This is a genomic window from Actinokineospora sp. (assembly GCF_052390155.1).
In the GTDB taxonomy this organism is placed as follows: Bacteria; Actinomycetota; Actinomycetes; order Mycobacteriales; family Pseudonocardiaceae; genus Actinokineospora.
Map to the genome: position 1 here is coordinate 52,706 of NZ_JBQTHF010000021.1, position 8,602 is coordinate 61,307.

Annotated in this window: 6 protein-coding genes and 2 rRNA genes; all 8 read right to left on the reverse strand. The window is 71.8% G+C overall.

Annotation, left to right across the window (positions count from 1 at the left end):
- Positions 1–74: 74 nt before the first annotated feature.
- A complete protein-coding gene (recN, locus tag ACT4N7_RS08060) occupies positions 75–1,862 on the reverse strand; it encodes a DNA repair protein RecN (RefSeq protein WP_444827976.1) in 1,788 nt (595 codons plus the stop codon).
- Between the two features lie 52 nt (positions 1,863–1,914).
- Complete coding sequence (locus ACT4N7_RS08065; protein WP_444827977.1) at positions 1,915–2,805, reverse strand: NAD kinase; 891 nt, start codon at positions 2,803–2,805, stop codon at positions 1,915–1,917.
- Entirely contained in the window at positions 2,802–3,608 is an 807-nt protein-coding gene (locus ACT4N7_RS08070; RefSeq protein WP_444827978.1) for a TlyA family RNA methyltransferase, read from the reverse strand. The genes ACT4N7_RS08065 and ACT4N7_RS08070 overlap by 4 nt, the downstream gene beginning before the upstream one ends.
- 3 nt (positions 3,609–3,611) lie before the next feature.
- Positions 3,612–3,779 carry a hypothetical protein gene (locus ACT4N7_RS08075; RefSeq protein ID WP_444827979.1) on the reverse strand — a complete coding sequence of 56 codons (168 nt, stop codon included), beginning with the start codon at positions 3,777–3,779 and terminating at the stop codon, positions 3,612–3,614.
- 36 nt (positions 3,780–3,815) lie between these two features.
- On the reverse strand, positions 3,816–4,811 hold the full coding sequence (locus ACT4N7_RS08080) for an HAD-IIA family hydrolase (RefSeq protein WP_444827980.1): 996 nt from the start codon (positions 4,809–4,811) through the stop codon (positions 3,816–3,818).
- A gap of 4 nt (positions 4,812–4,815) precedes the next feature.
- Positions 4,816–5,661, reverse strand: a complete 846-nt coding sequence (locus ACT4N7_RS08085; RefSeq protein WP_444827981.1) for a hypothetical protein — start codon at positions 5,659–5,661, stop codon at positions 4,816–4,818.
- A gap of 2,232 nt (positions 5,662–7,893) precedes the next feature.
- Positions 7,894–8,010, reverse strand: a 5S ribosomal RNA gene (rrf, locus tag ACT4N7_RS08090).
- Positions 8,011–8,117: 107 nt separating this feature from the next.
- Positions 8,118–8,602: ribosomal RNA gene (locus tag ACT4N7_RS08095) — 23S ribosomal RNA — on the reverse strand; the annotation flags it as partial.

The following is an 8,602-nucleotide window of genomic DNA, read 5'->3' on the forward strand; positions in this document are numbered from 1 at the left end:
AAGGGTGGTTGCCTGGCGCTCGTGGTGGCTACCGAACCGGCCGCCACTGCTCGTCCCCACTCCCACCAAGGGCGTCAGCGGCGGCGTTTCGGGCGGGGGCGGCCGCTCAGTTCCCAATCGTGTTTCTCGCCCTCCACCACGGCCAGTAGTTCCTCAGCGTGGGCGCGGCCGGTTTCGGTGGAGTCCATGCCCGCGAGCATCCGGGCCAGCTCGATCACCCGGTCGCCATCGTCCAGGGTGCGTACGTCGCTGCGGGTTACGCCGCCTTGGGCGCTTTTGTCGACTATCAGGTGGCGGTCGGCGAAGGCGGCCACCTGGGCGAGGTGGGTGACCACGATGACCTGGTGGCTACGCGCGAGCCGGGCGAGTCGGCGGCCGATCTCCACGGCCGCGCGGCCGCCCACCCCCGCGTCGACCTCGTCGAATACCAGGGTCGGCACGGGGTCGGAGTGCGCGAGGACGACCTCGATCGCCAGCATCACCCGGGACAGCTCACCGCCGGAGGCGCCCTTGTGGATCGGGAGCGGGTGGGCGCCGTCATGGGCCACCAGCAGCAGTTCCACCTCGTCGACGCCGTCGGGGCCCGCGTGCAGCGACTGGCCCGCGACGGCCAGAACCACCACGTCATCAGCCTCGGCGGGGCGGGGCCGCACGGTGATCTGCAGGCTGGACTGACCCATGGCCAGGCCGCTCAGCTCATCGGTGACGGCTTTGGCCAGTTCGTCGGCCGCTTCGGCACGCGCGGCGGTGAGCGTCACGGCGATGCCCGCGAGCTGCTCGGCCAGCGCGATCTTGCGGGCGGCCAACTCGGCCAGTGCTTCCTCGGACGTGTCGAGGCCCGCGAGCTTGTCGACGGCCGCGCGGGCCCAGACGAGCACTCCGTCCACATCGGCGGCGTACTTGCGGGTGATCGCCTTCAGTTCGGCCTGCCGCGCGAGCACTTGCTCCAGCACCGCGGGGTCGGCGTCGAGCGAATCCAGGTACGCGCTGAGTTCGGCGCCGACGTCGGTCAGCAAGACCGCCGCTTCGGCCAGCCTCGGCTCCAGTTCGCGCAGCCGTGGATCATCGGCGGCGCCGAGTCTGCGCTGGGCCTCGCCGAGCAGGCCGAGGGCGCCGGGGGCGTCCGCGTCGCCGTCCGGTGAACCGGTGACGGCGTAGCTCGCGCCGGACGCGGCCTCGCGGAGTTGGTCGGCGTCGGCGAGCCTGCGGGCGCGGTCGACCAGGTCGACGTCCTCGCCGGGCCGCGGGTCGACCGCGCTGATCTCATCCAGGCCCATCCGCAGGATGTCGGCCTCGCGGGCCATCTCCTTGGCGCGGCGGGTCCGATCCGTCAGCTCCGTGGTGACCGCGATCCATTCGTCGCGGACCTCGCGGTAGCGGGTCAGGACGTCGGCGACGGTGTCGCCCGCGAACCGGTCGAGGACGCCGCGCTGCTCGGCCGGGCGCAGCAGGCGGAGCTGGTCGTTCTGCCCGTGCACCGCGATCAACTGCTCTGCCAGGTCGGACAGCACACCGACCGGCACCGACCGCCCGCCCAGGTGCGCGCGGGAACGGCCGTCCGTGCTCACGCTGCGCAGCGCGATCAGGCTGCCGTCGTCGTCCGGCTCGGCGCCCGCCTCGGTCGCCACGGCGGCGGCGTTGGTCCCGGACAGGCCCTCGAACCGGCCCTCGACCACCGCCTTGGAACTCCCGCTGCGGACCCTGGACGCCTCGCCCCTGCCCCCGGAGAGCAGGTGCAACCCGGTGACGACCATCGTCTTGCCCGCCCCGGTCTCGCCGGTGACCACGGTGAACCCGGCGTGGAGCTCAAGGGTGGCCTCGTCGATGACGCCGAGGTCCTGGATGCGCATCTCGGCTAGCACAGGGCGAACCCTAGCGGCTCCCACCGACACTCGGGCGACGCCGTCCACAGCGTCACCGTGATCGCCAGCCCTGCACCGGCAGGTCGAACTTGTCGACCAGGCGGTCGGTGAACGGCTCGTCGCGCAGTCTGACCAGCCTGATCGGCAGCGAACCGCCGACGATCTCGACCCGCGACCCCGGCGGGACGTCGAAGGTGCGGCGGCCGTCGCAGCACAGCACGGCCGGGTGGCCGTCCGGGTCGACCTCGACCGACACCACCGAGTGCGGCGAGACCACCATCGGCCGGGAGAACATGGCGTGCGCGTTGCTCGGCACCACGAGCATGGCGTGCACGTCGGGCCAGACGATCGGGCCGCCCGCCGAGTAGGCGTAGGCCGTCGAACCGGTCGGGGTGGCGCACAGCACGCCGTCGCAGCCGAAGGACGACACGGGGCGGCCGTCGACCTCGATCAGGACGTCCAGGATGCGCTCGCGGCTGCTCTTCTCCAGACTCGCCTCGTTCAGCGCCCACGTGTCCGCGATGACCACCCCGTCGAGGGTGGCGGTGACGTCGACCGTCATCCGCTCCTCCACCCGGTAGCCCTGCTTCACCACCAGCGCGACAGCCTCCTCCAGCGCCTCGGACTCGGCCTCGGCGAGGAACCCGACCCGCCCGAGGTTCACCCCGAGCACCGGCACGCCCGCGGGCCGGGCCAGCTCGGCCGCCCGCAGCAGGGTGCCGTCGCCGCCGAGCACGAACACCAGCTCGGTGCCCGCCGCGGCCGAGGGCCCGCGCCGCACGACGGCGCCGTAGCAGGACGAGTCGAGGTCGGGCGCCTCGTCGTCGAGCACGCGCAGCCGCACGCCCGCCGCGGCGAACCAGCCCGCGACCTTCTCCGCGGTACGCCGATTCTCGACCCGCCCGGTGTGGACGACCAGCAGGATCTCCCGATCCGAGTTCATCGCGGTCCCTCTCGCACGGCGGTCTCGACCAGCGCGGCCACGTCGTCGTCGGCCCGCGGGTCGCCCCGGCGCAGCCAGGTGAAGTACTCGACGTTCCCGGCGGGCCCGGGCAGCGGGCTCGCCACCACGCCGTGGGCGCGCAGCCCGAGTTCGCTCGCGCTCCGCAGCACTTCCAGCACCGCGTCGGCCCGCAGTACGGAATCGCGGACGACGCCGCCGGAGCCAAGCCGGTCCTTGCCGACCTCGAACTGCGGCTTGATCATCGGCACCAGGTCCGCGTCGGGGGTGGCACAGGCCAGCAGCGCGGGCAGGACCAGGCCGAGCGAGATGAACGACAGGTCGGCGACGACGAGGTCGACCGGGCCGCCGATCTGGTCCGGCGTCAGGGCGCGGACGTTGGTCTTGTCGTGCACGAGCACCCGATCGTCGGTCCGCAACCGCCACACCAGCAGCCCGCGCCCGACGTCGGCCGCGACCACCTGCGCGGCGCCGCGGCGCAGCAGCACGTCGGTGAAGCCGCCAGTGGACGCGCCCGCGTCGAGGCACCGTTTGCCGGTGACGTCCAGGCCGAACGCGTCGAGCGCGCCGATGAGCTTGTGCGCGCCGCGCGAGGCCCAGTTCGGGTCGTCGGTGTCGTCGCGGACCACGACCGGGGCGTCGGCCTCGACGGCTGTGGCGGACTTGGTGGCGACGGTCCCGCGCACGGTGACGCGGCCGTCGTCGATCAACTGGGTGGCGTGGTCACGGGAGCGTGCGAGGCCGCGGCGGACCAGTTCGGCGTCGAGCCGCGCCCTTCTGGGCATCGGTCAGACCTTGTCGATGCAGGCTAGCGCCGCCGTCAACGCGATGTGCACGGTGTCGAACCGCTCCACATGCGCACCGACGGGCAACCCGGCCAGGCCGTCTAGACCGGCCAGGGCCGCATCGATCGCGGCGTCCTGTGTTGGTTCCGTTGCGTCGAAGTCCACCTGCACGCCTCCACGCTATCCGATCGGGGACGCCGGACCGCGTCAGTGCGGGTCGGTGAGTCCGAGTGCGGTCAGGGCAGCCGCGGCGGCATCGTCGGTCGGCCGGACGTCGGTCGGGCCCGCCGTGGTCCAGCGGCACGCGCACAGGGTGCGCAGCAGGTCGAGGGGGTCGCCGTGGCCGCCTGCCTCGATGCCGTCGGCGGTGAGCCGGACGTCCCACCCGGCCTTGGCGGTGATCTCCAGCGTTCGGATAGTCTCGGTGACGCCGGACAGGTCGGCGGCAAGGTAGGTCGGCCGCGCCTGCCGACCGGCGGCCAGCACGTCCCGCGTAGTCGTGACGCCGGTAAGCACGAGCAGGGAGCCGATGCCGGCGGCCACCGCGCCCTCGATGTCGGTGTCGAGCCGATCACCCACCACCAGCGGCGAGTTGGCCGACCCGATGGACTGCCTCATCAGGGGCAGCGCGGGTTTGCCCGCCACCACGGGTTCCCGGTCGGTCGCCGCGCGGAGTGCCTGGACCATCGCGCCGTTGCCGGGGAGCAGACCCCGGTCGGTGGGCAGGGTGCGGTCGACGTTGCAGGCCACCCAGAGCGCGCCCGCCCGAATCGCGACGCACGCCTCGGCCAGGTCGCCCCAACTCGTCTCCGGCGCCAACCCCTGCACGACGGCCACGGTGTCCGGCCCGGCGACGCGGACCGGCGTGAGCCCCACGGCGTGGACCTCGTCAACCAACGCCCGCGTCCCCACGACGAGGACTTCGCCGCCGGGTTCGAGCCGCTCGGCGAGAACGGCCGCGCCCGCCTGCGCGCTGGTGCGCACGTCACCGGGTTCGGCGGCGATACCGAGCCCGGTGAGCTGCCGCGCCACGTCGATGGGCGCACGGGACGCGTTGTTGGTGACGAAGCGGACCGCCACCCCGTGCTCCCGGGCCGCGGCGATCGCCTCGGTGGCACCCGGGACGGCCGCACCACCCCGGTAGACGGTGCCGTCGAGGTCGAGCAGCAGGGCGTCGTGGACGTCCAGCAGCCGGTCGCTCATCGCGCTACTTGGTCTCCTCGTCGGGCCTGTCGGTGGCCGACTCGGCCCGCTCGTCGGCGGCCTGGTCATGAACCGATTCGTCCACAGCCACACTCGGCGCGGACTGGTCATTCGCGGACTCGGCGACGGGTTCGGCAGCGGCGGGCTCGTCGTCTTCGATGTCGACGGGTTCGCCGGGAAGGGCGGTGGCGATCTCGGATCTGTCGGCGCCGAGGGCGAACGCGCGCTCGGCGGCGTCGGTGTCCTCGTCGTCGTCGGCTTGGGCGGCGTTGAGGAACCAGCGGATGGATTCCTCGGTGCGGCCCGCGGCGGCGAGGTTGTCGGCGTAGGCGTAGAACAGCCGGGCACTCCATGGATCGCGGCGGTCGGGTTCGAGATCCGGCCCCTGCAACCCGACGACGGCCGCGTCGAGTTGGCCCATGTCCCGCCGCGCTCCCGCGCTGACGATCCGCAGCTCCACCGCGACCGCGGGCGGCAGGTCACGGCCCGCCTCCTTGGCCAGTTCGAGCGCCCGCTCGGGCCTGCCGAGCGCGCGCTCGCAGTCGGCCATGACCGCGATGTAGTTGTTGCCACCGCTCATCCTGCGCACGGCGCGCAACTCCGAAAGCGCCTCGGCCCACTCACCCGCGTGGTAGGCGGTCAACCCGGCCGCCTCCCGCACCACGGCGACCCGCGCCGCCCGCACCCTGGCGAAGCGGGCGTGCACCAACGCCCGCTCGGGATCCTCGTCGACGAGCATCCCGGCGGCCACCAAGTGCATGCCCACCAACTCGGCCAACGACTTCGGCAGGCTCCGCAACCCGGCCCGAGCCTCGACATCGAGCGCCGAGTAGTCGGCGCCCTCCGGCACCTCGGGGCCGAGGTCGCCGCCCCGCGCGTCTCGGTCGCGACCCTCGTCCCGAGCACCACGACGGTCGTCGTCACGGCGCGGACGGTGGTCGCTGTCGACCCGCGGACGACGATCATCCGCACGGTCGCCGTCAGCACGGCGCGGGTGACTCTGACTGTCCTGATAGGACGGACGGTCACCACTATCCGCGCGGCGCGTCCGGTCGTCGTCTTCGCTGTTGCCCGCGGGTGCGGCGGACCCCTGGTCCGGGTCGGCGCTGTCGGCGGAAGGGGTCAGCGTGTCGCCACCCGAATCCGGCTGGGGCGCGACGGGGGCGCCGCTCGACTGGTCGACGTCGGGGGCGGACAGTTCCGCGGCGCTGTCCGTGTCGTCGCGGGCCTGGTCGTCGGCGCGGTTGTCCGAGTCACGATCCTGGCGGTATCCGGCCCGGGCGTCGACGGAATCCGACCGCGTGCGGTCGAAAGAAGCAGACCGGGTGCCACCGCGGGAATCGCGGTCGCCCCCGACCTCTCGATACCCCGCGCTGTCACGCGTCCCGGGACGGCTGCCCCGAGAATCCGACCGATCGCCACCACGCGAATCGCGATAGCTGCCACGGGAATCGCGGTCGCCGGAGCGGAAACCGCCGCGGGAATCGCGGTCTGTGGGACGCGAACCACGGTCGCCAGCGCGGAAGCCGCCCGCTGAACCCTGATCGCCCGACTTGTAGCCACCGCCCGAGCCGCGATCACTTGCCTTGTGGCCACGGTCATCCGACCCAGCGCGGTAGCCACCCCGCGAGCCGCGATCATCCGAGCCCGACCGCGACCCGCTCCGCGAGTCACGGTCCGAAGTGGACCGATACCCGCCGCGCGAGTCCTGGCCGCCGGAGTTCGCCCGGTAACCGCCGGTCGACCGCTGCTCACCCGAGCGACTCCCACCTCGCGAGTCGCGATCAGTGGAGTCTGCTCGGTAGCCGCCACGGGTATCGCGGTCCGACGAACCCGAACGGACCCCGCCCTTGTCACCGGAGCGGTACCCACCGCCCGAATCACGGCCGGTAGTGCCCGAGCCCTTGTCACCGGCCCCGTAACCACCACGCGACTCCCGATCCGACGAACCAGAGCGGTAACCGCCGCCCGAGTTCTTGTCACCGGAGCGGTAGCCGCCGCGCGTGTCGCGGTCTGCGGAGTCGGACCGGTAGCCGCTGCCGGAACCCTTGTCGCCGGACCGGTAACCATCACGGGACTCCTGGTCGGACGAACCCGAGCGGAACCCAGCCTTGTCGCCGGACCGGTAGCCACCGCCGGAATCGCGATCCGACGAGCGATAGCCGCCGCGCGCGGCACTGCCGGACGAGCCCGAGCGGTAGCCGCCACTGGAGTCCTTGTCGCCTGCCCGGTAGCCACCCCGCGAATCCGAGGAACCAGAGCGGAAACCGCCCTTGTCAGCGGGACGGTAGCCACCCCGTGAATCCCCGGAACCTGAACGGAAACCGCCGCCCTTGTCACCGGACCCGTAGCCGCGCGAATCGCGGTCCGACGAGCGGTAGCCGCCTGAATTCTTGTCACCGGACCCACGGGAGTCGCGGTCCGCGCGGTAACCGCCAGTGTTCTTGTCGCCGGACCCGTAGCCGCCGCGCGAATCGCGGTCGGCGGCGCGGTAGCCGCCACCTGTGGTCTTGTCGCCGGAACGGTAGCCGCCACGGGTGTCGCGGTCGGCGGAGCCGGTGCGGAAGTTGCCGCGTGGGCCCTCGTCTGCCGATCCTGGGCGGTATCCGCGCGAATCGCGGTCGCCAGTGCGGGCGGTACCGCGGTTGTCACCGGCAGCGGCTCGGTAGCCACCTCGGGTGTCGCGGTCGCCGGAGCGGTAGCCGCCGCGGGTGTCGCGGTCGGAGGCGGTGGGGCGGTAGCCACCACGGTCGTGACCGGTGCCGCGACTTGTGCGGGCCGCGTCGCCGGTGCGGTCGTCACGGCGGGCGGCGGGGGTGCCAGACCGGCCCGCGTCGTCGCGGCGGGGCTTCCAGTCTCGGCTGCCCGACTCGCGACCGCGGTCACCGCTGCTCTTGCGCTCCGCTCCCGATCGACGGTCGCCATGGCGGTCGCCGCCGCCCGAACCGTCTCGTCGCCCGAACTCCGACACTTAATCCTCCTGGTTGCGGAGCACCCCGCACTGACCTGCAACGACAACAAAGGGGCCTGTGGACAGTGCACGCTTCAACGTGCTCCTCCACAAGCCCCTTTGGGAATGTATGTCCGGCGGCGTCCTACTCTCCCACACCCTCGCGAGTGCAGTACCATCGGCGCTGGCAGGCTTAGCTTCCGGGTTCGGGATGGGACCGGGCGTTTCCCTGCCGCTGTGACCGCCGTAACTCTATGAAACTGTCCAACACTTCCCCCGCGCCGCCGCCACACAGGTGTGTGGGGGTGGGGGGTGGTTGGTGTCTCAGACACCGCACAGTGGATGCGTAGCATGTTTGTAGTAAGCCCTCGGCCTATTAGTACCGGTCGACTGCACCCGTTACCGGGCTTCCATCTCCAGCCTATCAACCCAGTGGTCTGCTGGGGGCCTTAACCCCGCGATGGGGGTGGGAGACCTCATCTTGGAACAGGCTTCCCGCTTAGATGCCTTCAGCGGTTATCCCTTCCGAACGTAGCCAACCAGCCGTGCCCCTGGCGGGACAACTGGCACACCAGAGGTTCGTCCGTCCCGGTCCTCTCGTACTAGGGACAGCCTTCCTCAAGTCTCCTGCGCGCGCGGCGGATAGGGACCGAACTGTCTCACGACGTTCTAAACCCAGCTCGCGTGCCGCTTTAATGGGCGAACAGCCCAACCCTTGGGACCTACTCCAGCCCCAGGATGCGACGAGCCGACATCGAGGTGCCAAACCATGCCGTCGATATGGACTCTTGGGCAAGATCAGCCTGTTATCCCCGGGGTACCTTTTATCCGTTGAGCGACG